A 26,053-nucleotide genomic window follows, 5' to 3' on the forward strand; every position below is an offset into this window, starting at 1 on the left:
CCGGCATCCATGCAACTATTACCCCTATTTTCCTCGCTCGAAATATCCCCTCTTCCTCTTCATTTTTGCCTTTAGCCCTTTGACTTTTTCCCCAATTCCTATTCATAAATATGCCGGTCGGGATAGGCTTCCTCAAACACATGCACCTGCAACCTTGACGCAGCAAGAATCTCTTCAAGGGAGCGACCGGAAAGAACCATCTTGCGGAAAAGCGGCCCTCCTGCAAGCTTATCGAAAAACTGACCGTTCGTATTCAGATCAAACAGCCCTGGATAGAGTTTCTGCAGAGACAATACAATTGCTATACCGGTCCTGAAAGGCTCAAAAACAAGTCGATCGGTTACCTCCAGCCGAACACCACTGCAGCGTAGCCCTTGAAACTTTCCTGATGAAGGAATAAACTGCACCGCCTGAAACGAAACTCCCGGCAGTTTGAAACGTTGAAGCTCTTTTTTGAGAAAATCTGCATTAATGAAAGGAGCCCCGAACTGCCTGAACGGAAACTGCGTACCTCTTCCTTCACTGACATTGGTGCCTTCGAGAAATACCGTAGCAGGATAAACAAGCACTGTTTCAAGACCACGTATATTTGGTGAAGGGGATACAAAGCGCACTTCGGGATAATCATCCAGAAAACGTCGACGGTCATACCCTTCCATTGCAACCACCTGAAGGCGAAGGTCTGGATAGAACCGCTTTTTCAGGAAAAGAGCAATCTCACCGACCGTCATAGCATGAATAAAAGGGACTGGAACCATACCGACGAAAGAGACATAGTCCGAATCGAGCATGAAACCACCGGCCGGAACCGGTCCAAGAGGGTTGGGACGATCAAGAACCATAAAGGAAACTCCGGCCTCCTGACAGGCTTCCATGGCATAACGCATTGTTGAAATATAGGTATAGCAGCGGGCCCCGACATCCTGGAGATTGAAAACAAGCACATCGACGCTACTTTTCAACAGCTCTACATCAGGCTTTTTTTGGGAACCGTACAGTGAATAGACCTCGAGCTCGTTATCGAGCTTTTCATCTTTCACTCTCATGCCTGCAGCAACAACATTATGAAAGCCATGCTCCGGCGCCATAAGATATTTAAGGTCCAGGCCATGACGCAGAAAAACCCTGTAGTCAGGTTCCCCGTCAACAGTTATTCCAGCCTTGTTGGTAATGAGAGCAACTCTTTTTCCCTGTAGATCACGGCAACGGTCGGCATCGAGCACATCGATGCCATACTGCAAAGACTGGGCATGAAGCGTCTGCGACACGCAAAGCGTACAGAAAAAAAACAGGAAAGCGATGTAAACATCTCTCAAACTCATGAAAACAGTCCCCCAATACCGTTCGTTTGCAGAAAAAACCTCTGTATAGTCGGAACACACTGCCGAGTAACGGGAAAAATACCATCCGGCTGAAAGAGTTGAAAGAAAAACAGGTCATAAAAAAAGCCGCGCAACATGGCGCGGCTTTTTCTTGTGGTGGGGACAGGACTTGAACCTGCAACCTTCGGGTTATGAGCCCGACGAGCTACCAATTGCTCCACCCCACGATGTTTTAGTACCTTAATGTACAGAACTCTCTATTCAATTCAAAACATTATTGTACATTTTTCCCATTTATTCCCGATCCGCTCACTTCAACAAGGTTCAATTTGCCATCGTTGCCTTCAACAGCGAGAATCATCCCCTGAGATAGTTCACCCCTGATCTTTCTTTCAGCAAGATTAGCAACGAGTACGACATTTTTCCCGATAATGGATTCAGGAGAATATGATTGCGCGACACCTGCAAGAACCTGGCGATTTTGTGAACCGACCTTCAACTGCAATTTGAGAAGCTTATCGGCTTTTTTCACTTTTTCACATGCTGTAACCGTGGCAACACGAAGATCGACACCGAGAAAATCATCGAAACTGATTTCCGGCTTGAAACACATACTCTTTTTCGCAGCCTCCTCTTTTCTCTCGACTTCGGCAAGCAGATGCTCAATCTTTTCAAGCTCAGGTGCAATATCTTTGTCCTCTATCTTTCTAAAAAGAATTTCAGACTGTTCCGACAAACGGTGACCTCGTTTCAACTGTGGTGATTTTGCCATATCCCAGGAAGCATTGCCGTTCTTCAACGCATCATCGAGCGTTTCCGAAAAACCAAGCATGGTATAGATTCGGTTTGCGGTATGAGGAATAACAGGATACCACGCAATCGAAAGAGTATAGCAGAGATTTACCGAGAGCGACATTGTCCGGGCAGCTGCATCCGGGTTTGTTTTCAATACTTTCCAGGGCTCGGAATCGGTCAGAAAACGGTTTGCAGCACGGGCTATCTGCATGGTAAGTGTTGCAACATCTCTGAAGCGAAACTCCTCGTAGGCTTTTTCAAGCCTGCCAAAACAGTCTTCCCAGTCAATACCGAGTGCCAACCAGTCTTCCATTGCACATTCGTACGGAACTTCACCATTGAACTTGGTATTGGTAAAATCAATAGAACGTTTGATGAAATTTCCAAGCGTATCGGCAAGCTCTCCGTTGGTCCTGTTTTGAAAGTCCTGCCAACTGAAGTCACTGTCCTTGTTTTCGGGATAATTCATTGCAATGGTATAACGCAACGTATCGGCCGGAAACTTGTCGAGAAATTCTCCGAGATATACCGCGTAGTTTCTCGACTTGGAGAACTTGCGCCCTTCGAAGTTCATAAATTCAGATGCCGGAACGTTATCGGCAAGAGAATACACATCTTTATCCCTCCCTTCATTCCATGCCATAAGAATGGCCGGGAACATAAGAGTATGAAAAACAACATTGTCCTTCCCGATAAAGTGAACGATCCGGCAATCGGGATTTTGCCAGTATTCACGCCACAACTCAGGTGTTCCGCGTTTTTCAGACCATTCACGGGTAAATGAAATATACCCGAGTACTGCATCGAACCAGACATACAGCACTTTACCCCTGGCCTCGTCATTGTCGACAGGAACAGGAACCCCCCAGTGAAGATCCCTTGTGATCGCTCTGTCAGCCAGCCCTTGTTTCAACCAAGTAGCGGTATAGTTCAGCACATTGGTGCGCCAATCCGCTGTATGGCTGTTTACATAGTCCTCAAGCTGCCCCTGAAACCTTCCGAGCGGAAAATACCAGTGCAATGTTTCACGCAACTCGGGAACCTCATCCGAGAGCTTGCTTCTGGGATCAATCAGTTCCCGTGGACTTAAATGAGTACCACATTGCTCACACTGGTCACCGTTTGCCTCCGGATAGCCACAGATCGGACAGGTTCCGGTTACATAACGGTCGGAAAGAAACCTCTTTGTTTGTGGATCAAAGAAATGCCGCTCTTTCTTCTTGACAAAAATTTCCTTTGAGTTGATCTCCCGAAAAAACTCCTGCGCTGTCCGCAAATGCCCCTCGGATGATGTTCTGCCATAAAAGTCAAAGGAAATACCGCATCGTTCGAAGGCATCGAGATTCATGCTATGGTAACGGTCAACAACATCCTGAGGAGAAATGCCTTCTTTATCCGCAGTAATGGTAATGGGCACGCCATGCTCGTCAGAGCCACCTATATGGACGATATCTTCACCCTGCAGCCGCTTGAAACGAACATAAATATCTGCAGGCAGATAAACGCCCGCCAAATGACCAAGATGCACAGGACCGTTTGCATATGGAAGAGCCGTCGTGACAAGCGTTCGCTTTAAATGGTTGTTCATAAAAAAAACTTGGATTCAAACTTACTTCTTGACAAACATCGATGTAAACTCCTTCAACGATATCAGCACCTCTTTTCCGTCTGCAGGATAGCGAAGGATAATTTCCTTTTTTGCTGGATTGATACTTTCAATGATTGCCGTACCGTCAGCTGTTGTGACCCTACTTCCCAGCGGAGGATAATTGTCAGAACTTCTGTTCTTCGAGCATTTTTCATTTTTCGAATAACCCAGACAACACTTCGGACGGTTACACTGGCCGATAACATTATGGGCATGGTTGTCACCGTGGGAATATTCGGAAGCCTGCTGTTTTTCGGCAAAAGGATTTGCATGAATTTTCTGTATCCAGCTGGAACAGCACAAAACACAGCCACAGGCACCAAAGCTGTTAGCTCTGCGGGCTTCCTCTCGTGTAGTGATCTGAACCATTTGAATCCTTGCCTTGAATTCACTGGCAAGATCTCTTACAAGAGCACGGAAATCAACCCTGTGTGTCGCCGTATAAAAAACCGTCACTTTTTGCTGATCCAGTCGTAACTCTACGTCAACCAGCTTCATATCAAGCCCGTGTCCCTTGATTTTCGACAAACACACATCACGAATCTCAGGTTCCCGCTTTCGAACCAGGCGGAATTGCTCGGTATCACTCTCCTCCGCAAAACGGATGATCGTATCCAGCTTGTCTTTTTTTTCATCGAAGCCTTTCAGCTTCATTTTTTTGGCTGCAATGACCCCTGTCGAATAAACAATCCCATAGTCATGTCCTCCATCCGCCTCTACTATAACCGCTTTGCCGACTTCCGGCTTCTCGTCAGTAGGGTTTACATAAAATTCACGACGGCAACATTTGAGTTCAACTTCACATATGTTGCCACCCTCCTCATCGACATCGTTGTATAGCTGCTCGATCTCACGATGCAACATCCGAGAAAGATGTAACCGCACCCTGGCATAGTCACCTAACGTACAGCTGCATATTACATTACTCATAGTAGTTCAACTTTTTTTCCGGGTTGTTTGCCCATTCTCCTGTTAATATGCCATTTGACAACCCAATACCTTCCTGTCCCGTGTACTCCTTATGTAGCTGTTGCCAACTGGAAACACAGCCAACCGATCGCCATTTACCATTACCCTCTCAATCCGACAAGTCTCCTTAATCGATCTACTTTTATGTTTATAGATTCAGTTCCTTTAACTAAAATCGGCAAATCATCGATATCTCCGGCAATTATTTTCTCTTTCAGCAATGAAAGATGCCTGGCGGTACTATCCTGCATATGATCTGTCAAAGCCTTATGACCGAAATAATCATTCGGCCCGATAAGTTCCGGCGTATTAAATGAAAGGAATAAATCGGGTCTCTGGTCCTCAAGATATTCAATCCGGCTAACAACTGAAACCAGATATATTTTTTTGGTTTTCTGAAGTACACGCGAAGCAATCGAAGAGGTACCGTTAAAAAAAAGAACGGGTCGCTTGTCAACATGTTCGATCAGTCCCTGCGGAAAAACCCACAAGGCGTTCTGCCTGTTACTTTTCTGCGTAAGACGTTCCGCAGCATAATCAAGAGTATAAACGGCGCTTCTCGGGTTGGAGCGATCGATGGAAAAAGCACCCAGGCGGGTAAAAAAACGATGTTTGACGAGCTGTTGATATTCGATAATGATATAGAGATTCTGACTGAAAAACTCTTCAGTACAAAGCTGTGACCAAAACCCGTCCCACCAGTAAGCATGATTGCAGTAAAAAATAACCGGATAATGAGCCTGCATGCCGAGGGTTTCTGGCGGAACCGAAACCCTCACAGCATGAAAATGCCTTTTGAACTGCCGCCGGGAGTACCAGCCAAACCATTTGGTATACGCTCTGCTTCGACGGACTGTCAACATGAAGTGTTACTCAAACGCTTTGCTGATCCTGCCAACAGCCTCTTCGAGCTCACCGATCGAAGCTGCATACGATAACCGAAGGTTTTCAGGAGCCCCGAAAGCCTCACCAGGCACTGTTGCGACATAATGATCAACAAGAAGATATTCCGCCACGTCTGCCGAACTGTTCATCTCTTTTCCACCGAACGATTTTCCCAGCAAACCTGCGATTGAAGGAAAAATATAAAAAGCCCCATCCGGAAGTGTTGCGGTTATTCCCGGAATCTCATTGAGGGCTTTATACATATAATCCCGGCGCTTCTCAAACTCCAGCCTCCGTTCTTCAATAATCCGCTGGTCGCCGGTAAGCGCGGCAACGGCTGCTTTCTGTGCAATCGAATTGGCATTCGAAGTGGTTTGGGACTGTATTTTTCCACAAGCATCGATCAACCATTTCGGCCCTGCAAGAAAACCGATGCGCCACCCGGTCATTGAATAGGTCTTCGACACACCGTTGCTGATTATAACCCAATCACGCATTCCGGAAACCCTTGCAGGAGAAAACGGCGTGACCGGCCCGTAAACAATCTGGTCATACATTTCGTCGGAAATCACAAAAATCTCACGACCTTCCAGTACCGCCATCAACGCCCTGACCTCATTTTCCGAATACACGGCACCTGACGGATTCGAAGGAGAATTAAGTATCAGCACTTTCGTTCGTTCGGTAATAGCAGCTTCGAGTTGCTCCGGCTTCATTTTGTAACCGGAATCGATCGTAGTGGGGACAATAACCGGCTCAGCCCCAGAAAGCCTGACCATCTCGGGAAAACTCACCCAGAAAGGTGCAGGAATGATAACCTCATCCCCCTCTTCACACAATGCAAGAAGTGTGTTCGCCAAGGTCTGCTTACCCCCATTGCTGACTATAATCTGATCCGGAGTAACGTCGAGACCGTTGTCCCGTTTGAACTTCTCAACGATAGCCTTTTTAAGTTCGGGAATACCGGCATTGGCCGTATAACGCGTAAATCCGGCTTTTATAGCATCGATACCCGCCTCTGCCACAAAATCAGGCGTAGGAAAATCGGGCTCACCAGCAGACAAGCTGATAATATCTTTGCCTTCAGCCTTCATTTGTTTTGCAAGTCCGCTTATTTTCATGGTTTGCGATTCCTGCATACTCAAAACCCGACGGGTGAGATATCGTTCTTCAGGCAAACTGTTTATACTCATAACATGAAAGATTATACATTTGAAAGTTCGAAAAACACCAGCAAAATCCTGTATCAGGTATTATGTTCCTCAAATTTTTTCTGTAGCATCGTCAATACGTGAGGATGAACGAATTTGCTTACATCCCCTCCAAGTAAGGAAACCTCTCTGATAATTGAAGAAGCCACATACGTATAGTTGACATTAGGCATAAGAAAAACCGTAGTAACTTCGGGATTCAAATGCCTGTTGAGAAGCGACATCTGAAACTCGTACTCAAAGTCCTTTACCTGACGTACACCGCGGACTATCGCGGCTGCACCGGCTGCATGTGCATATTCAGCAAGAAGGCCACCATGCAACACTTCCACTGTTGTTCCGGGAAGAGTTTCCGTGACAGTTTCAATCATCTCAGAGCGCTCTTCGACCGAAAAAAGAGTTTTTTTCGAACTGTTTTCCGCAATAACAACGATAACCTGCTCGAAAATCGTCAGCGCCCGCTCAAGCACGTCCAGATGACCATTCGTAAAAGGGTCGAAAGTACCTGGGTAAATAGCAAGCTTTTTCATAAAATGTTCTCCTGGATGTGCCCGGCCAGTCATTCAGTCCGGGGCGATAGACTTAGGAATTAGGAAAAAAAAGAAACTCTCGTCATCCCGTAATCTTTATGAAAAGCATACTGTGGTTCATCTTCAAAACTGTGACGATTACTGTGTTCAACAAGCAGAACGCCGTTTTCCGTAACCAGGCCACGGTTGAAAATCTCCCGAATCAGGCCTCTGTAATCTTTCCAGTTGTAAGGTGGGTCACAAAAAACAAGATCATAAGTGTTTTTTTCGGTCTTAACGAACCGAACAACCTCTTTTTTGACGATCCTCACCTCTGATGCTATCCCCAGTTCACTCGCAGTTTCCCGCAATGACGTCAAAGACTGAACACTGCTATCAACAAAACAAACCTCTCCGGCACCACGGCTCAATGCTTCATAACCAAGTGAACCAAAACCGGCAAAAAGATCGAGGACCTTAATCCCTGCAAGATCCATCCGTACGGAAAGTATATCGAACAGAGATTTTTTCACCCTGCTGCTGCAGGGACGGATAGAACCGGTTGTGCTACGCTGCAGTTTTTTCCCCTTGTATCTGCCTGACTGTATCTGCACCCTTGGGGTTTAAAAATCACCGAAAGACGTTTCTCCCAATATTTCAAGAGCTTGCTCACACTGCTCCGGAGAAGGAGGTTTACCATGCCAATTCGTATTATCCGGCATAGTGCCTTCAAAAAAAGGAACACCTTTACCCATAACCGTAACGGCAAGAATAACCGCTGGTTTTACCCTCTCTTTTTTTTCCCGGACTTTTTTTGTTACAGCAACAATATCCTCGATATCATTGCCGTCACACTGATGAACATCCCAGCCAAAGGATCTCCATTTTTCGGTAAAAGGCTCGATATTCATAACATCGCTAACCTCTCCATCGATTTGCTGATTATTGTAATCGACAATACCGACAAGATTACCAAGCCCGTAATGCGCAGCACTCATCGCAGCCTCCCATATCTGGCCTTCCTGACACTCACCATCCCCCATGAGGCAGAACACATCCCCGGAACACCCGTCCATACGCTTTCCCAGAGCCGCGCCGACAGCAGCTGAAAGCCCCTGTCCAAGAGAACCTGAAGCCATATGTATTCCCGGCAAGCCTGCTTCTGAAGCAGGATGCCCCTGAAGATAGCTGTTGATCTGACGTAACGAATGAAGTTCTTCAAGCTGAAAATAACCACTCCTGGCGAGAACACTATACCATACAGGAACAATATGGCCGTTTGAAAGAAAAAGCATATCCATGTCAGCGGTTTTGCCGGAATCATGCGGGTCATACCGCATGATTTTGAAATACAGAGAGGTAAAAACATCCGCCATGCCCAACGAGCCCCCTGTATGACCCGATGCCGCCTTGGTGAGCATACGCACGACGTCCCGCCGCACCTGACAGGCCATTTCCTTCAGTTCCCCAATTGATTCCAGCGTGACAACCTGTCCTTTTTTATCTGCAGGATAAGGCTTGATATTTTTTGCCATTACTGTGGTTCCGTACTTCTTGAATAGTTATGGTTTACGATGCGAAATGTAAAGGTACGTGCAAAGGTATAAAAATCCAACAACCTATATGCGCCCCTTTTTTCCCCGCCCTTTCAGATACCTGAAAAGAGCAACAAACACAACAACAAGAAAAACAAGGGTGAGGGGTATGCTGTACACCGCCATATACGCTCCGATCCACTGCCAGTTTTCACCCAAAAGATATCCTCCACGGAGCAGAAGTACGTACCAAACGATTGAACTTGCGAGGGCTGCTGCACAAACCCCCGTCACGTTAAGATGCAGGAACCCCGACATCACCGATATGACCGCACGGTAACCGAAAAGGAACCGGTTGATCAAAACGGCAAAATAACCGTGCGTCGAAAAGCGCTGTCGAGCTGCTTCCATCTGATCAGGAGGAAACATTTTGTGAATTGCTTTTACCAGGCCATGCCTGACCCTGCTCTCCCCCGGAGCATATATCCTGAGTCCGATCTTTCGGCTGACAAGAAACATCAGCATGAAACCCAGGGTTGACCCGGCCGATGCAAAAGCAACGGACAACCAGAAATCAATATCACTGGAGAACGTAAGATAACCGACAAACGCTACGGGCACATCCCCCGGAATCGGGGGCACGACGTTCTCCAGAAAAGATATGAAAAACAGGAAAATGTATATCGCAACAGGATCTGCGGACCGAAGATATTCTACAATACTTTCGAGCATTTGGTTCCAAGGTTCCTGACCGGAAACTATTTCAGGTCAAGAACTCTTTTTTCAACCTCCGAATAGGCATCCTCCACTCCTCCAAGATCAAACCGAAACCGGTCTTTGTCCATTTTTTCACCTGTATCGAGATCCCAGAAACGGCATGTATCAGGACTTATCTCGTCACCAAGAAGAATCTCACCCTTATGCCGACCAAACTCAAGCTTGAAATCAACCAGATTGAGCTTTCTCTCGGCAAAAAAACTTTTCATAAGCGTGTTGATCTTTGCTGCCTGCTCTTTGAGTATATCAAGCTCCTCATAGGTAGCCAACCCGAGTGCAACAGCATGACTGTCGTTCATCAAGGGATCATCGAGATCATCATCTTTCAAATAAAGCTCGATAATCGGGTTTTCAAGTTTGGTCCCTTCCTCGAAACCATAACGCCTTACAAGAGACCCGGCAGCGACATTCCTCACAACTACCTCTACCATTATAATTTCAAGATATTTGCAAAGCATATCCCTGTCCGAGAGCTTCTCTACAAAATGGGTCGATATCCCGTTTTCAGAGAGATAGGTAAAAAGTTTACAGGAAACTGCGTTGTTGACAACCCCCTTGTTGCTGATCGTACCTTTTTTCTTGTTATTGAAAGCAGTGGCGTCATCTTTGAATTCCTGAATAACAAGGTCATTACTATCGGTCAGAAAAACTTTCTTTGCTTTTCCTTCGTGAAGAAGCTTGGTTTTATTCATGGTTCAGCTCTCTCTTTGGTTTGGTTTAGTTTGATTTGATTTGCACTTACAAAACGTTACCTGTTTTTCCCTGACGAAGCCCCGAATCACTTATCGTAACAACATACCGATTATGAAAACATTTCACCTTTATCTTTCGCTCATCATAACCGTGTCGATAGTAGGATCACTGCCGATTCTTGAGAAAATAACTCTGGCAAAGATGAATATCACGCAAATGATTTTCTATCGAAGCCTCTCGCAAACGCTTATTCTGGGTGTTGTCGTCTGGTTCTGCGGTTCCTCACTATCAAGCGGTATCCCGATAAAATATACCGTATATGCGCTTCTACAGGGAGTCGCCATCACAATTATGTTGTTCTTCTACTTTTCGGCAATTAAAACAACCGATGTTTCTTTTGTATACCCACTCATCGCTGCTTCCCCCCTAATAACCTACATACTGGCAATCGTTGTTCTCAACGAGCCATTCAATATCATTCGATTGTCGGGAGTAATTCTGGTTATTGGAGGTATAATATTGATTCTTCACAGCAAGTGATACGGAATGGAAACAATCCTCTATCCGTTTTCCTCGTCGTTCGCCTGCTGGACAGCACCACGAAGCACAATATTCACCTGATCATCAGTCAAACCTTTTTCCATAAGGAAATTCATGAACCTGAACACACCGAGATCGGAAAGCATGGCTTTCGGCTGATCTTCTTCACGAAGACCACGAGATCTGCAGTGCTCCTCGGCCGTATTGATCCAGTTTGTCACAAACTGCTCCGATTTGCCGTCGTTAGTAAAATATTCACTAACGATTCGCACAACATCAGGGCGGGAAGGTTCAGGATTGTCATTGAAAATCTGTTGCATCTCACGGGATATTTTCGCAAGAACATCTACCGCTTCCCTGTCAAGTGCTTCCTCGAGAATATCCTTTGCCTTTTGTGTAACATCGATCTTTTTAGCCATACTGCTGTCGACCGTTGGATGTTATTATGCTTCGGTACGCTTACGGTAAAATCCCGGACAAGTTACATATCATTATTGTAAAGAAAAAATTTTGCCCTTTTCTGCAACACGAAAGCGTTTCGGACCGTAAAACGACGATAAAACCTCCCCAAAAAGTATCGTCACGCGAGGACCATGCAACTTACAATCCTCAACGTCCGGGGACGTCATCGAGGCGAAAGATAACCGTGTGCTCATCACCGGCAGCATCGATAAGGAACGAAAGACTTGCTGATTCATCAACCTGTCTTGGTATAGCTACCCTGATTTCGCCAGCAAGCATCATTCCGGGAAAAACGGTTGATTTCCTCAAGATTGACGACAACGAAGAAATACGCTCTTGTTTATCATATTCTATTTTTGCAAGATCAGATTTCAGCTCGTCATCGGCTGCATCTCGTGCTGCCTGCTCGGCTGCCGGATCATATGTAGTTTGGGTATAGGTACCATATCCCTCAGGCCCCGAAAAAGAGCCTTCAGTATGGGAATAACCTGCCTTGGACGCCTGAGAGATGTTCCCCCAATACTCCAATCCTGCAAATACGGCACCAACCGCTGCAGATCTTTCGGCTTTCTCCACCAACTCGTCATAAGAATAGATCCTAACATGCAAAGGGTCCTCGTCGGCATCGTTGAGCACCTGAACTGTTATATTTTCGATCGAGAAAACCATCGGTTCGTCACCGATGTTTTTCAGCAAAACATTAAACCCGGCTGAACTATTGATCCACACCTTTTTCGAAAGAGAATACATGGCAATAACTGTATTGTCCTTCATCGAACCGACGATATGGTTTCCTTTGGCATAATACTCAGCCTGATCAGGCTGTATATCAAGAGATATTTGCCGGGAAGAGCCGCATCCGATATTCAAATAAAATACAAACGATAAGAGAATTGTCCTCGGGAGCGACATGAACACCTTGTGCCTCCGTTTTAACCCGCTAATTCTACCCTCAGGCTTTCTCCCGCCATATTTGAAACCGACTGTCAGCAAACCAGCACCGCCTTTTCTCCTTTTACAACAATCGAGTACCAGATACTTTTTCACACTTTTTTATTACATCCGTTAATAAATTAATGATTTAAATCAAAACAGATAGAATAAAATGCAAAAACAAGTAGCACTCATAACCATGGTATCAGGGTTCCTGCTTTCCCTGTTATTGCCAGTCCCCCTTGCCTATGCTGATGATAACAGACTATCAATCATGTGGTGGAACGTGGAAAACCTGTTCGACACCGATGACGATCCTGTGACCGAGGACAGCGACTTCACGCCCGGAGGTAAAAAACGATGGACTAAAAAAAAGCTCCTGTTGAAATGCATGCGGCTCTCGCACATCATAAAGGTTGTGCAACATCAAAAAGGCTCTTATCCTGACATCCTTGTTCTCTGTGAAGTTGAAAATCAGCAGGTTTTCAACCGGCTGCTCTCGTTCCTCCCGAAAAATCGTTACAAAACAGCCTATCATGACTCGGATGATCCAAGGGGGATCGATATTGCGCTCGCCTATGATTCTACAAGCGTCGCTCTTGACAGCACCTTTTCCCGGAAAATCGACCTCAAAGGCAAAAACACAAGAGACATTACCCTGTACAGTTTTTCGGCAAACAGCAATCCTTTTTTCCTGCTGGTCAACCACTGGCCGTCGAGAGCGCTTGACACAGCATGGTCGGAACCAAAGAGGCTGCTCGCTGCCGAAGCAGCAAGGTCGATCATCGACAGCCTCATGAGCACATCAACTCATGCCGATATCGTCGTTATGGGAGATTTCAACGACGAACCCCATGACAGATCGATACGCGAAATCCTGGGGGCAACTACCGATAAAAAAGCCTTCATGGAAAACCCGGAAAAAAAGTTGCTTAACTGCTGGGGAGAACTGGACGAAAAAGGCAGCTGCCATTTCGGGGGACGATGGTTGAAATTCGATCAGGTCATGGTTTCATCCGGGCTTTTCGATGAGAAAGGACTGTCACTTTCAGAAAATGCATTTTCCTGCTTTCACATCCCGCATATGCAAACCGGGAGAAGCGCACGCCCCAATGCAACCTACAAGGGGCCGAAGTACTTGGGCGGATATTCGGACCACTTCCCCATGCTTTTCGAAGCCATAACACGGTGATATAAAACGTGAAATAAAATTTTGCCGCCACAGAGATCCTTTCTTTGAAGAACTCCGCAGAAATTGTAAATTCACCCTCGTTATGATCTTTGCGATTATACTCCACATACACTCAGTCACTTTCTTTCACGGGTATACGTGACTAACCTGTGTCTGCTTGCCGACAAGCCTGAACGATGTTCAGCGACTCATTTTACGGTTGCATCTCAACTCACGCAATTCTAACGCAAAATCATAAAATGGACAACCAATTGATTCTTTATGCAGTACCCCTTTCCGGCATCATCGCATTACTGTATGCTTTGTTCAAAGCCGGATGGGTATCAAAACAGGACAGCGGAACCCAGGAAATGGCAACGATTGCCGGGCACATCGCCGACGGAGCGGTTGCTTTTCTTAAACGAGAGTACAAGGTTCTGGTGATTTTTGTTATTTCCGTTGCGGTCCTGCTGGGCTTTGCCAACAGCGGCAGACCTGACTCTTCCCCGATTATAGCGGTAAGCTTCATCGTTGGCGCTATCTGCTCAGGACTTGCCGGCTACTTCGGCATGAAAGTCGCAACCAAGGCAAACGTCAGAACAACCCATGCCGCACGGGAAGGATTGTCAAGGGCGCTGAACGTTGCATTCTCAGGAGGCCTTGTCATGGGGCTTTCAGTTGTCGGCCTGGGCATACTCGGACTCTCTACTCTCTTCATTATCTACAACAACCAGTTTTCCGAAATCAATCAGGTAATCAATCTCATTTCAGGCTTTTCCCTGGGCGCCTCGTCGATCGCACTCTTTGCACGTGTAGGAGGAGGAATCTATACCAAGGCGGCTGACGTCGGTGCCGATCTTGCGGGTAAAGTCTACGAGGGAATCCCTGAAGACGATCCGAGAAATCCGGCAACCATTGCCGATAACGTCGGCGATAACGTTGGTGATGTAGCCGGTATGGGAGCCGATCTTTTTGAAAGCTATGTCGGTTCGATCATCGGAACCATGGTTCTCGGTGCAGCATTTGTTCCGGTCTTCGACAGCATGGGGATCTCACCGATCGCCGGAGTGATCCTTCCGCTTGTCATAGCCGCTGTTGGTATCATCGTATCGATTCTCGGCTCGTTTTTTGTGAAGGTTAAAGAGGGAGGAAATCCTCAAACCGGTCTTAATACCGGCGAATTCGGCGCCTCTTTTATCATGGCTGTACTGAGTTATTTCATTATCACGAACATCCTGCCATCGACATGGACGGTCAGCGGTGTCACGTATACCTCTCTCAATGTGTTTTTCGCGGTTATCATAGGCCTTGCCGCCGGTGTTCTTATCGGTCTTATTACCGAATATTACTGTTCGACACACCATAAACCTGTCGTAAACATCGCCTATCAAAGCGTTACCGGTTCAGCAACAAACATTATTGCCGGTCTCGGTACGGGTATGATGTCAACCGGTCTTCCGATTATCGTTCTTTCAGCCGCAATTATCGGATCTCACTACTTTGCCGGCCTCTATGGCATAGCCATCGCGGCGCTTGGCATGCTTTCCGTCACCGGTATCCAGCTCGCTGTCGATGCTTACGGTCCGATTTCGGACAATGCCGGTGGTATTGCCGAAATGTCCAAACTTCCGCCGGAAGTACGCGAAAGAACCGATAAACTCGACGCTGTCGGCAACACAACCGCAGCTATCGGAAAAGGATTCGCTATCGGCAGTGCAGCCCTTACCGCTCTTGCTCTTTTTGCAGCATTCCGCCAACAGGCAGGCGTTGAGTCTATCGACATATCGAAACCGGTCATCATGGCAGGTCTGCTTCTTGGAGCCATGCTTCCGTTTGTGTTCAGCGCCCTTGCCATGGGAGCTGTAGGCCGTGCTGCCCGGGATATGATCACCGAAGTCGGTCGTCAGTTCAACGAAATTCCCGGCCTGAGAGAAGGAACCACCCCGGCCGAGTTCGCTCACTGTGTCGATATCTCTACAAAAGCGGCTATTCGCGAAATGATTCTTCCCGGAACTCTCGGTGTCCTTGTACCTGTTGTCGTTGGTTTCGTTTCAAAGGATATGCTTGGCGGACTGCTTGCAGGGGTAACATCTTCAGGTGTGCTGCTTGCCATATTCCAGTCCAACGCCGGAGGCGCGTGGGATAACGCCAAAAAACGCATTGAAGGCAATATCGAGTTTGACGGTGTAACCTACGGCAAAGGCACCGAAGCTCACAAAGCCGCAGTTGTCGGAGATACCGTTGGTGATCCGTTCAAGGATACAAGTGGACCGAGCCTCAATATTCTCATGAAGCTCATCGCAGTTGTCGCACTGGTTATAGCCCCGCTTATTTAGGTGGTCGCAAGTAACAAAAAACAGAGGAGGCCTCGAAGAATCGGGGCCTTCCTTTTTTATGAAACACAATACCACTCCTTGCCTTTAACCTCTCGCACTTTATATCACATTTATTACATTCAGCTTTTAGCATGTAATCAGAGAATGTAGAAACATCCATGAAAAACAATCTTTTGCTTGGAGCGGAAGCAATCGGTGCAGCAGCTCTTGATGCAGGCATCTCCGGAGTTTACGCTTACCCTGGCACTCCCTCGACGGAAATCACCGAATTCATTCAGCGCTCCCCTGAAGCAAAAAAACACACTGTCCGGTCGTCATGGTCTGCGAACGAAAAAACCGCACTCGAAGCGGCACTCGGTATGTCATTCGCCGGAAAACGATCCCTTTGCTGCATGAAGCATGTAGGGCTCAACGTAGCGGCAGACCCTTTTATCAATGCAGCCTTGACCGGTGTGAACGGCGGACTGGTCATCGCTGTTGCGGATGATCCGTCGATGCATTCATCACAGAATGAACAGGACAGCAGAATTTATGGCAAATTCGCCATGATCCCGGTTCTCGAACCGGCATCCCAACAGGAACTATACGACACCACAGCCGATGCATTTCAACTTTCAGAAGAACTCGGCCTCCCGGTTCTTCTGCGTTTGACGACACGCCTGTCACACTCCCGCTCCAATATCGTCCGACGCCGTTCCAGCCCGCAAAACGTTTTGCAACCGGAAACCGATCCCAACCGTTTCGTTCTGATTCCTTCAAATGCACGTATCCAGTATCAGAAGCTTCTTGACATACAACCAGCGTTAAAACATCGCTCTGAACATTCCTCTCTCAACAAACTCATCGAAGGCCCTGGGAAAAAAGGCGTCATAGCTTTTGGGATAGCCTTCAACTATGTAATGGAAGTTCGTGAAACCCATGATCTCTCGATACCGGTACTCAAAATCGGGCAATATCCTCTGCCTGAAGAAATGCTGAAAGTCTTTATCAATCACTGCGAGAGCGTCCTCATCGCAGAAGAAGGCTACCCGTTTGCAGAAGAATATCTTCGCGGTCTTTCCGGCAATCCCAAACTCAGCGGACGCCTTGACGGTGCTTTACCCCGATCCGGAGAGCTCGATGCGTCCCTCATTGCCAGTGCACTCGGCATTGCTCATAAAAAAACGTTCGACATCCCTGCAGTCGTTACCGAACGGCCCCCTGAACTCTGCAAAGGCTGCGGTCATCGGGACATGTTCGACGCTATAAATGCGGCCATGCAGAAACAGCCATATCATCAGGTTTTCTCCGATATCGGCTGCTATACGCTTGGAGCATTACCACCGTTCAACGCCATTCATACCTGTGTCGATATGGGTGCTGCGATAACCATGGCAAAAGGCGCTGCCGATGCAGGAATGCTGCCCGCCGTTGCGGTAATCGGCGATTCGACATTCACTCACTCAGGCATCACCGGCCTTCTCGATGCAGTCAATGATCGCAATGGCATCACCATCATCATTGCCGATAATGACACCACCGCCATGACCGGAGGCCAGGATTCTTCGGCCACCGGACGGCTGCACGCCATTTGCAAAGGTATCGGCGTTGAAGAACAACACATTCGAATACTTGTACCTCTGAAAAAAAATCTCGAAGAAAACATCGCTGCCCTTGAAGCGGAACTGGCCTACAATGGCGTGTCCATTGTCATTTTCCACCGCGAATGTATCGAAACAGCGGCACGCAAAAGACGCAGCGACCGACAAAAAGAGCAGCATTAGAACCAGGATAGTCATGAAGAAAAACATTATCCTCGCAGGCGTGGGAGGTCAGGGGATTCTCAGCATAGCCACCGTCATCGATCTTGCCGCCGTAAAAAGCGAACTCAATATCAAGCAGGCAGAAGTACACGGCATGAGTCAACGGGGTGGTGCAGTACAGTCACATCTTAGAATCTCCGATACCGCCATCTATTCAGACCTCATTCCACTGGGACAGGCAGACCTCATTCTCTCGGTCGAACCAATGGAAGCGCTTCGTCACCTGCCATGGCTCTCGGAGAATGGCATGATCGTTTCCTCGATCGATCCGGTTAAAAACATACCGAATTACCCGGATATGGAGAAAATCACCGAACAGATCCGAAAAACCGGCCAGCATCTTCTGGTCAATGCGGCTGCGCTTGCCGCCGAAATCGGAAATCCCAAAACAGCCAACATGATCGTGCTTGGCGCAGCCTCACCATGGACATGCATCGAAGAGAATCTGATTGAGGAAGGAGTCAGACTACTTTTCGAGCCAAAAGGAAAAGAAGTCGCCGACCTGAACGTTAAAGCATTCAGAAAAGGGCGTTCACTGTCTGAGAAAAGCAAGGTACTGAAGTAAAAAAACGTATAGAACTGGATACATGATTTGGAACAAGCACATAGAATGCATGGACCGTGAGGAAATGCGGTCGCTGCAAGGCGAACGGCTACAGAACATGGTGGAACTGGTCTACCACAATGTCCCGTTTTACCGCCAGAAACTGCAGAATGCCGGTATCGAACCGGGAGCAATCAGAACGATAGACGACCTGAAGCATCTGCCGTTCACTACGAAACAGGACCTTCGCGATAACTACCCTTTCGGACTCTTCAGCGTTCCGCAACAGGATATCGTACGGCTGCACGCGTCCAGCGGTACAACAGGCAAACCCACTGTTGTCGGCTATACTCATCGTGATATTCAGACATGGAGTGAAGTCGTTGCCCGCTCACTGAGCATGGCAGGAGTGACCCGGGATGACATTATTCAGGTAGCCTATGGTTACGGACTTTTTACCGGCGGACTCGGGCTCCATTACGGAGCGGAAAAAGTCGGAGCTTCGGTGATCCCGATTTCCGGTGGAAACACAAAAAAACAGCTTCAGCTCATGCAGGATTTCGGTTCTACTGTACTTGCCTGTACGCCGTCCTATGCCTCCTTTCTCGGCGAAGCTATCAACGAGGCCGAAATAGACCGCAAAAACTTCCGCCTCACGGCAGGAATTTTCGGAGCCGAACCCTGGACAGAAGAAATGCGTAAGGAAATCGAGGATCTTTTGGGAATCAAGGCTTTCGATATTTACGGTCTCAGCGAGATCATCGGCCCCGGAGTTTCAATGGAGTGCTCCGCCCACCATGGCATGCATATCTTTGAAGACCATTTCATACCCGAAATCATCAATCCCGACACTGGAGAAATCCTACCATATGGTGAGCTTGGAGAACTCGTGTTCACCCCTGTCACGAAAGAAGCCCTGCCGCTCTTGCGTTATCGAACCCGTGACCTCACCAGGCTGCATGTTGACACCTGCAGCTGTGGCAGAACACTCGTGCGCATGGAAAAATGTGTTGGCCGTTCCGACGATATGCTCATCATCCGCGGCGTCAACGTCTTTCCCTCACAAGTTGAATCTGTCCTGCTGGAAATGAATGAAACAAAGCCGCACTATATTCTTATCGTCGACCGGGTAAACAATCTCGATACGCTTGAAATACAGGTGGAGGTTGAAGACCAGTTTTTCAGTGACGAAATCGGAGAACTCGAAGACTTGCAGAAGCGTATCCTTCACAACATCCAGAGCACCCTTGGCATCAGTGCCCGCATCAAGCTCGTTGAACCACGTACCATCGAGCGCAGCGCCGGGAAGGCACAGCGGGTCATCGACAATCGAAAACTTTAATCGACATCACTCATGATCATCAAACAACTCTCCGTATTTCTCGAAAACAAGATCGGACGGTTAACCGAAATCACCGGCATATTAGCCGAACACAACATCAATATCAGCGCATTCAGCATCGCGGATTCAACCGATTTCGGGATACTTCGCATGATAACGAGCGATCCTGACCTTGCCGAAAACGTGCTGAAGGCAAATGGCTTCGCCGTCAAAATCACCGATGTCGTATGCCTCATTGTTCCTCACAATCCGGGAGGACTTCATAAAGCGCTCCGTATTCTTTCCGATAATGGTGTCGCCATCGACTACATGTACGCCTACGCTACAGGCAATAGTGCTGTTGTCGTCATCAGAGCAGATTCTCTTGAAAAAATTATAAACGTTCTCCAACAACACGAACACCAATTCCTGCAACCCGGAACAAACCAAAACCTCAATAACGATTCATAACCTTTTTGATCGCACTGGCTATAATCGGTATTCCACGTTCAATCTGACTGGCGTCTGTGTTACAATAAGACAAACGAAGTGTATTGTTCCGGCGTCCTTGTGGATCGAAAGTCTTTCCGATCACAAAAACCACTCCATCCTCAAGAGACAACTCCAGAACTTCTGATGCATCGATATGCTCCGGCAGTGCAAGCCAGATATAAAACCCTCCCCGGGGTCTTGTCCAGGCAACATCGGTCGGCAACGTCGCCTCAAGAATATCTCCCATCAGCAATGCCCGTTTCCGGTACTCCGTGCGAACTCGTTCCATGTAAGGGAAAATCTGCCCGGAGCGGATAAATTCATCGGCAATAACCTGTGTAAAACTCGGAGAACAAGCATCGTATGATTGTTTGATCAATTCACAACGCTCATAAATCTCCTCCGAAGCGAGCAACCAGCCCAAACGCAGACCTGGTCCCAGTATTTTCGAAAATGAACCGGTGTAACACACATCGAGGCCTTCGGGATTTTCCGCCTTGATCGGTTTCAGATGCGGTTTATCTTCTTCATAAAAATACAGCTCACCATAAGCGTCGTCTTCGATCAGCACAATATCCTTCCAGGCGAGAGTTTCAACAAGACGACGCTTGCGCTCCATGGAATATAGTATTCCCCCGGGATTGTGAAAATACGGAGTGATATACAACAACTTTGCGGGATCTGTACTGTTCGCTTCTACGTCAAGGTCTCCGATACTGATCCCCTCCTTATCAACTGAAAGTCCGGTCAACTCGGCCTGGCATGACTTGAATGCCGAAAGTGCTCCGATAAAACATGGATTTTCAACCAGCACCCGGTCTCCCGGATCGAGAAAAGCACGAGCAAGAATACTGATCGCCTGCTGCGATCCCGTGGTAATCATGAGCCGTTCACGCTCGGTCGGCAACCCCCTGGCAGCAAGAAATTCACCGAGAGATTCCAAAAGTGAGGGCAGCCCGGGCGTTGGACCGTACTGAAACGCCTGTTGTTTTTTCAAAACATCGAGCCGACCAAACAACTCGTCAACCTCAGAGATGGGAAACAAATCGTTATCGGGCATGCCCCCGGCAAAAGAAATAATTCCCGGCCGGGTCACCAGTTTCATCAAATCGCGGATTTCTGACGAACGCAGCGAAGATATCGAAGAAGAAAAACGTGGCATCAATAAAAAAAGTTACAGGTTTGAAAAGAACAGGAAGGTACAGGTCTATCCACAAATACAAAAAATAAACCTTCAGTGCTTTGCCACAAGCACAGTAACGCTCCGCCTGCACCATGCGGTACATGGTTTTTGCTATTATAATCCTTATCACTTATGTTCATGACAGATCCGCAACATCAATAAAAACATTGTCATGAAGCTTATCGCCGGACTGGGAAATCCCGAAAAAAGGCATGAAAACACCCGCCACAACATAGGGTTCGAAATCATTGATGAAATGGCCCGAACACTTCAGACCGGCTTTACTTCCGGAAAGGGTAATTTTCACTATGCAAAAATATCCCATCGGGGCGAACCGGTGCTCCTGCTCAAACCGATGACATACATGAACCTTTCGGGCCACGCTGTAGTTGCCGCAATGAACTTCTATAAAATCGGTATCGGGGATGTTCTCGTTATCTGTGACGACCTCAATATTCCTCTCGGTTCGATACGGTTGAGGGCAAAAGGCTCCGCAGGAGGCCAGAACGGACTCAAACACATTATCCAGTGCCTTGGAAGAGAAGATTTCGCCCGTCTACGCGTCGGCATAGGCATGGACCGACCGACAGGCTCCTATTCGTCATTCGTGCTTGGGAGATTCAGTGAGGAAGATCGAAAAATCATCGACAAAATAATCCCTGCAAGTGCTGATGCCGCCCTTGATTTCGTGCAGCACGGTATAGAACATGCCATGACCCATTTCAACAGAAAAAGTATCTAAACAGCGACACTTGCTTCGATGAACCGCGAACACGCCGAATTGCTCTGCATAAAAGCTATCGCTCTTGCATTGAAATCTTTAGGCTGATCGACATTGCATACATGACCTGAATTCCTGATAATCCCGAGAGAGGAATTATCGTGCCTCTGTACAATATACTCGACAGCCGGCAGAAACATGTAATCCTCTTCTCCGCTCAGATAAAGCGTAGGAATTCTCGTATCCTTTTCTTCGAAATATTTAAGCAGTGGATTCAGCTCATAGGTCAGCTTGAACCACCGCATAAACTCTTTCTGCGCGACTTTTTTTGCCTCGCTGACAAACAGCAATCTCGACTTCTTGTGCCTTGCCCTCGGCATGATGATCCAGGCAAAAAAACTGTACAGCCACATATAGGGCACAAAACGTTTGAAAGTATTGCCGAGACCCACCAAAAACCTTGCCCTGACATTAAGCCGTATGATCGCTCCAGCCATCACCATTGAACATACCCTTTCAGGAGCCAATTCGCTGATCTGGCGAATCAATATGGTACCGAGTGAAACTCCGATAAAGTGCGCTCTTTCTATTTTGAGGTAGTCAAGCACTTCAAAGATGTCGAGGGTGATATCTTCAAAACTATACTTCCTTTTCTGCGAAACCGGCGCCCCCTTCGACTTTCCATGCCCTCGCAGGTCGACCATCAAAATGTTGAAATGTTTCCTGAATTCCTTGACCTGAAGAAACCATATTGAAGAGCTTCCTCCCGCCCCGTGAACAAATACCACCCATGGATCCGTTTCCGACAGCCTGTACGTCCTGTAATGCAACATTAACGCTAAAACTTAAAAATTTCCATGAATGCCGGAGACGATTGTTTCTTGACGGAATATCCTTACCATTTCATAAAGAGCGATTCCCGCAGCAACTGAAACGTTAAGAGAATGTTTTGTCCCATACTGGGGAATTTCTAGCACATGGTCGCAAAATTGCAGAACATCACTGTCAATACCATCAACCTCATTGCCGAGAATCAGGCACAACGGGAAATCTTGCTTGCAGATGTCGGTATAACGCATACTGTTCTCGGTAATTTCAAGCCCGCATATCGTTACGCCCTGATTCTTCAATTTTTCCAGAATCTCTTTCGGATGAGAGAAATATTCCCAAGGCACACTTTCTTGAGCCCCCAAGGCAGTTTTATCGATCTCTTTTCTGGGCGGTGTCGCAGTGTAACCTGTTATGATAACCTTTGCTATACCCGCAGCATCAGCGGTACGAAAAACCGAACCTACATTATACATACTGCGTATGTTGTGAAGCAAAACAGTAACAGGATGTTTTTCCACTCTGGCATACTCATCGACACCGAGGCGAGCCATTTCGTCACTTCGCAATTTTCTGAACAATGTCGTCATTGAAGCGCCAGAAGTTTTTCAAGAAGAAGATCGTTTTCCTGCCTCAGTCCTATATTGAAACGAAGACAGTTTTCCATCAGTGGATAGCCCGAAACATTTCGTACAAGGATACCTTGCCCTGCAAGGTAGGAAAAAACCTTTTGTGCATCTGAAACTCTTATAATAATAAAGTTTGCGTCACTTTCGAACACTCTTATTCCATTTATTTTTCTCAAGGCTTCAGACATACGAACACGTTCATTGAGAATATAGCTTACCGCCTCTTCGACGAGATGATAATTATCAAGCACATGGGTAAGGGTAATTTCAGCCAGACGACTCGAAGTAAACGGTATTTTCGGCTTTGCTATCTGAGCCATCAGCTCAGGATTTGCCATCGCAAAACCTATCCTCATTCCTGCAAGAGCAAGAGCCTTGGACATTGTCCTCAAAACAATAAGATTGGGCGTTTCTTCCAGCAATGCAATGGCTGATTCTTCCCGCGAAAATTCAACATAGGCCTCGTCAACAAGCACAATGGCGTCAACCTCACTGGCTATCATACGTATTTCTTCAAGCGACAAAGACCTGCTGGTTGGATTGTTGGGGGTGGAAAGGACGACAAAGCCCGCTTTTTCGTCCCTTGCTCTGCGAATGATTTCAGGAACGTCGAAAGCAAGATCTTCATGCATCGGAACAGCGACAACCTGTGACTGAAGCAAAATTGCAAGTTTTTCATAAAGAGAAAAAGACGGTATGGGAATCACCACTTTTCTGCCTTTGGAAAGACAAGCAAGAAAAATGGTATACAGCATTTCGTTGGACCCGTTACTCATCATCACAGATTCGGAAGGAACACCCACAAAGTTCGCATAAGCCTGAATTCCCCTGAATGGCAGAATATCCGGATAGCGGTTCCAAGCCTCCTGCTTGAATTCATCGAGTATAGCCTCCTTCATCAGTACCGGCAGATCGAAGGGGCTTTCATTCTGATTCAATTTGACATCGGCCTGCTGTCCGCCTTCAACCTTGTATGCCCCGATATGCTGCAATGCAGGGTTCAGCAGTCGAGATAGATCTTTATCCATAAACACTCAAGCAATTTATATGCAGCTTAGCACCTCGTGCTAAACGATAAAATACTGTTTTTTGTCCAGCCTTATGTTCGTGAATATCCTTTTTTTCCCGACCTGATCCAAAAAAAGGTTGACTTATTGTTTTTTTTTCATAACTTAAAAAAGGATAAAATTAATCCTATTTAAAGGAGGCAACAATGATCAGGATAAACAAAACACCTTTAGACATACTGAACGATATATATAGCCTTGCCTATTGGATGACAGGCAGTGAAAAAGCTTCGGACGAACTCGTGAACAGAACGTATCTCAATGCTGACATCAGTACTCGCGAAACCGATCTCCTGAAAGTGTTCAGAAGTTGCTACATCGATCGTTATGGGCAGGATACGGAACTCGGCATAGACGAAAACGGAAACGGAACAACAAAATCTGTTCTTGGAAAGCTGAGACGAAGGGCTGCAGATGTTAAGCTTTCCGTCCTGTTATATGAAATATCGGGCTTGAAACACCGACAGATATCCGAAATCATGGACCGCCCTGTCGAGACTATACGGCATTGGCTCTTCTGGGGGCGCAAATTTCTCGTTAAAGACTGCTTGCTGAAAGCTTCGGCATAACCTGCTCTCATCTCGCAAAAGGCCGTTTGAACAGTAACGGCCTTTTGTTTTCCAAACCATGGATTTATATTTATTACTAAGAATAAATACAAAACCCACACAATCCCTACATGATAGTTATTACCGGAGGAGCTGGATTCATAGGCAGCGCAATGCTCTGGGAACTCAACAAACATGGCACAACTGACATCATCGTTGTCGATGATCTCGGTTCAACCGCTACCGGAAAATGGAAAAACCTTTCCGGCCTTTCTTTCACCGACTTCATACATAAAAACGAGTTTATTTCATGGCTTGCCGATAACAGGCTTCCAGAAATCAGTACTGTTATCCACATGGGAGCAATCAGTGCCACGACGGAAACGGATGCATCGCTTCTCATGGCAAACAACTACAATTACTCGAAAGAACTTGCCATGCTTTGCGCTTCACGAAAGATCCGTTTTATCTACGCGTCGAGCGCGGCCACTTACGGAGACGGTCGCAGAGGCTATAATGACGAAGAAGAGAATCTCAAGCGTCTCAGACCGCTTAATATGTACGGCTACTCGAAACAGTTGTTCGATCTCTGGGCTTTGAAAACAGGTATTCTCAAGCAAGCTGTAGGCTTGAAATTTTTCAATGTGTTCGGCCCGAATGAATACCATAAAACCGACATGTGCAGTGTCGTTTTCAAAGCTTTTCAACAGATAAAGGAAACCGGCACTGTTCAGCTTTTCGAATCCCACCGGGACGATTACCCTCATGGAGAGCAGATGAGAGATTTTATCTATGTAAAAGACTGTACTGCCCTTATATCGTGGCTTATTGAAAACCAAACGATACATGGCGTTTTCAACGTGGGAACCGGACAGGCAAGAAGCTTCAACGACCTTGTAAAAGCGACCTTTTCTGCTTTAGGACTTGAATCGAAAATTCAGTACACACCCATGCCCGAAACACTTCGTGACAAGTACCAGTACTTCACTCAGGCAGAAATCAGCAAACTGAGATCATACGGCTACACACAGCCATTGACCAGCCTTGAAGAGGGTGTCAAAGATTATGTAAACAACTATCTTGATAGTGATTCCCCCTATTTCGACAATCAAAATCCCTAATGACAAAACCA

Annotated in this window: 26 protein-coding genes and 1 tRNA gene; 10 read left to right on the top strand and 17 right to left on the bottom strand. The window is 46.9% G+C overall.

Annotation, left to right across the window (positions count from 1 at the left end; all coding sequences use genetic code 11):
• Positions 1-98: 98 nt before the first annotated feature.
• The 11 genes from CR164_RS01985 to purC form a co-directional block, all read right to left on the bottom strand.
• Positions 99-1,322, bottom strand: a complete 1,224-nt coding sequence (locus CR164_RS01985; protein ID WP_110022227.1) for an exo-beta-N-acetylmuramidase NamZ family protein — start codon at positions 1,320-1,322, stop codon at positions 99-101.
• A gap of 154 nt (positions 1,323-1,476) precedes the next feature.
• A tRNA-Met gene (locus CR164_RS01990) sits at positions 1,477-1,549 on the bottom strand.
• Positions 1,550-1,596: 47 nt separating this feature from the next.
• Positions 1,597-3,705, bottom strand: coding sequence for a methionine--tRNA ligase (gene metG / locus CR164_RS01995; RefSeq protein WP_110022228.1), 2,109 nt, complete (start codon positions 3,703-3,705; stop codon positions 1,597-1,599).
• A 21-nt stretch (positions 3,706-3,726) separates the two neighbouring features.
• A complete protein-coding gene (locus CR164_RS02000; RefSeq protein WP_110022229.1) occupies positions 3,727-4,695 on the bottom strand; it encodes a PSP1 domain-containing protein in 969 nt (322 codons plus the stop codon).
• A 140-nt stretch (positions 4,696-4,835) separates the two neighbouring features.
• Positions 4,836-5,597 carry a lysophospholipid acyltransferase family protein gene (locus CR164_RS02005; RefSeq protein WP_110022230.1) on the bottom strand — a complete coding sequence of 254 codons (762 nt, stop codon included), beginning with the start codon at positions 5,595-5,597 and terminating at the stop codon, positions 4,836-4,838.
• Between the two features lie 6 nt (positions 5,598-5,603).
• Positions 5,604-6,812 carry a pyridoxal phosphate-dependent aminotransferase gene (locus CR164_RS02010; protein WP_110022231.1) on the bottom strand — a complete coding sequence of 403 codons (1,209 nt, stop codon included), beginning with the start codon at positions 6,810-6,812 and terminating at the stop codon, positions 5,604-5,606.
• Between the two features lie 53 nt (positions 6,813-6,865).
• On the bottom strand, positions 6,866-7,360 hold the full coding sequence (coaD, locus tag CR164_RS02015; RefSeq protein WP_110022232.1) for a pantetheine-phosphate adenylyltransferase: 495 nt from the start codon (positions 7,358-7,360) through the stop codon (positions 6,866-6,868).
• A gap of 59 nt (positions 7,361-7,419) precedes the next feature.
• Entirely contained in the window at positions 7,420-7,953 is a 534-nt protein-coding gene (gene rsmD / locus CR164_RS02020; protein ID WP_110022233.1) for a 16S rRNA (guanine(966)-N(2))-methyltransferase RsmD, read from the bottom strand.
• Between the two features lie 9 nt (positions 7,954-7,962).
• Positions 7,963-8,874 (bottom strand): transketolase, encoded by a 912-nt coding sequence (locus CR164_RS02025; RefSeq protein ID WP_110022234.1) that lies wholly within the window; start codon positions 8,872-8,874, stop codon positions 7,963-7,965.
• Positions 8,875-8,958: 84 nt separating this feature from the next.
• Positions 8,959-9,606, bottom strand: a complete 648-nt coding sequence (locus CR164_RS02030; protein ID WP_110022235.1) for a DedA family protein — start codon at positions 9,604-9,606, stop codon at positions 8,959-8,961.
• Positions 9,607-9,632: 26 nt separating this feature from the next.
• Positions 9,633-10,343: a phosphoribosylaminoimidazolesuccinocarboxamide synthase gene (gene purC / locus CR164_RS02035; protein WP_110022236.1), complete on the bottom strand. Its 711-nt coding sequence runs from the start codon at positions 10,341-10,343 to the stop codon at positions 9,633-9,635.
• A gap of 112 nt (positions 10,344-10,455) precedes the next feature.
• Here purC and CR164_RS02040 point away from each other — a divergent pair, with 112 nt between their 5' ends.
• Positions 10,456-10,884 (top strand): EamA family transporter, encoded by a 429-nt coding sequence (locus CR164_RS02040; RefSeq protein WP_110022237.1) that lies wholly within the window; start codon positions 10,456-10,458, stop codon positions 10,882-10,884.
• Between the two features lie 20 nt (positions 10,885-10,904).
• Here the strand turns inward: CR164_RS02040 and CR164_RS02045 are convergent, their stop codons facing one another.
• The gene (locus CR164_RS02045; protein ID WP_110022238.1) at positions 10,905-11,303 is read right to left on the bottom strand and encodes a hypothetical protein; all 399 of its coding nucleotides are present in this window, start codon (positions 11,301-11,303) and stop codon (positions 10,905-10,907) included.
• Between the two features lie 190 nt (positions 11,304-11,493).
• Complete coding sequence (locus tag CR164_RS02050; RefSeq protein WP_146204127.1) at positions 11,494-12,258, bottom strand: hypothetical protein; 765 nt, start codon at positions 12,256-12,258, stop codon at positions 11,494-11,496.
• A 193-nt stretch (positions 12,259-12,451) separates the two neighbouring features.
• Here CR164_RS02050 and CR164_RS02055 point away from each other — a divergent pair, with 193 nt between their 5' ends.
• The 6 genes from CR164_RS02055 to CR164_RS02080 all read left to right on the top strand — a co-directional run bounded on the left by CR164_RS02055 (position 12,452) and on the right by CR164_RS02080 (position 19,924).
• Positions 12,452-13,471 (top strand): endonuclease/exonuclease/phosphatase family protein, encoded by a 1,020-nt coding sequence (locus CR164_RS02055; protein ID WP_239994428.1) that lies wholly within the window; start codon positions 12,452-12,454, stop codon positions 13,469-13,471.
• 239 nt (positions 13,472-13,710) lie between these two features.
• Positions 13,711-15,786 (top strand): sodium-translocating pyrophosphatase, encoded by a 2,076-nt coding sequence (locus tag CR164_RS02060; RefSeq protein ID WP_110022240.1) that lies wholly within the window; start codon positions 13,711-13,713, stop codon positions 15,784-15,786.
• Between the two features lie 158 nt (positions 15,787-15,944).
• Positions 15,945-17,549 carry a thiamine pyrophosphate-dependent enzyme gene (locus CR164_RS02065; RefSeq protein WP_110022241.1) on the top strand — a complete coding sequence of 535 codons (1,605 nt, stop codon included), beginning with the start codon at positions 15,945-15,947 and terminating at the stop codon, positions 17,547-17,549.
• A 13-nt stretch (positions 17,550-17,562) separates the two neighbouring features.
• Complete coding sequence (locus tag CR164_RS02070; RefSeq protein ID WP_110022242.1) at positions 17,563-18,153, top strand: indolepyruvate oxidoreductase subunit beta; 591 nt, start codon at positions 17,563-17,565, stop codon at positions 18,151-18,153.
• A 22-nt stretch (positions 18,154-18,175) separates the two neighbouring features.
• Positions 18,176-19,474, top strand: coding sequence for a phenylacetate--CoA ligase family protein (locus tag CR164_RS02075; RefSeq protein WP_110022243.1), 1,299 nt, complete (start codon positions 18,176-18,178; stop codon positions 19,472-19,474).
• 12 nt (positions 19,475-19,486) lie between these two features.
• On the top strand, positions 19,487-19,924 hold the full coding sequence (locus tag CR164_RS02080) for an ACT domain-containing protein (protein ID WP_110022244.1): 438 nt from the start codon (positions 19,487-19,489) through the stop codon (positions 19,922-19,924).
• Here CR164_RS02080 and CR164_RS02085 read toward each other — a convergent pair.
• A complete protein-coding gene (locus tag CR164_RS02085) occupies positions 19,908-21,050 on the bottom strand; it encodes an aminotransferase-like domain-containing protein (protein WP_338053112.1) in 1,143 nt (380 codons plus the stop codon). The two genes, CR164_RS02080 and CR164_RS02085, sit on opposite strands and share 17 nt — an antisense overlap.
• A gap of 250 nt (positions 21,051-21,300) precedes the next feature.
• Here CR164_RS02085 and pth point away from each other — a divergent pair, with 250 nt between their 5' ends.
• Positions 21,301-21,870: an aminoacyl-tRNA hydrolase gene (pth, locus tag CR164_RS02090; RefSeq protein WP_110022246.1), complete on the top strand. Its 570-nt coding sequence runs from the start codon at positions 21,301-21,303 to the stop codon at positions 21,868-21,870.
• On the opposite strand, the gene CR164_RS02095 is transcribed toward pth, so the two are convergent.
• From CR164_RS02095 to hisC, 3 genes are read right to left on the bottom strand one after another with little or no spacing between them, the layout of a single operon-like run.
• Positions 21,867-22,682, bottom strand: a complete 816-nt coding sequence (locus CR164_RS02095; protein WP_110022247.1) for an alpha/beta fold hydrolase — start codon at positions 22,680-22,682, stop codon at positions 21,867-21,869. The genes pth and CR164_RS02095 overlap by 4 nt on opposite strands.
• A gap of 12 nt (positions 22,683-22,694) precedes the next feature.
• Positions 22,695-23,267 carry an RNA methyltransferase gene (locus tag CR164_RS02100; RefSeq protein WP_110022248.1) on the bottom strand — a complete coding sequence of 191 codons (573 nt, stop codon included), beginning with the start codon at positions 23,265-23,267 and terminating at the stop codon, positions 22,695-22,697.
• A complete protein-coding gene (gene hisC, locus CR164_RS02105; protein ID WP_110022249.1) occupies positions 23,264-24,334 on the bottom strand; it encodes a histidinol-phosphate transaminase in 1,071 nt (356 codons plus the stop codon). Before hisC ends, CR164_RS02100 begins: the two co-directional genes overlap by 4 nt.
• 185 nt (positions 24,335-24,519) lie before the next feature.
• Here hisC and CR164_RS02110 point away from each other — a divergent pair, with 185 nt between their 5' ends.
• Together CR164_RS02110 and rfaD are read left to right on the top strand one after the other, a co-directional pair.
• A complete protein-coding gene (locus CR164_RS02110) occupies positions 24,520-24,942 on the top strand; it encodes an RNA polymerase sigma factor (RefSeq protein ID WP_110022250.1) in 423 nt (140 codons plus the stop codon).
• Positions 24,943-25,052: 110 nt separating this feature from the next.
• Positions 25,053-26,042 (top strand): ADP-glyceromanno-heptose 6-epimerase, encoded by a 990-nt coding sequence (gene rfaD / locus CR164_RS02115; protein ID WP_110022251.1) that lies wholly within the window; start codon positions 25,053-25,055, stop codon positions 26,040-26,042.
• The last annotated feature ends 11 nt before the right edge of the window (positions 26,043-26,053 follow it).

The sequence above is a fragment of the Prosthecochloris marina genome (assembly GCF_003182595.1).
Taxonomy (GTDB): Bacteria; Bacteroidota; Chlorobiia; order Chlorobiales; family Chlorobiaceae; genus Prosthecochloris; species Prosthecochloris marina.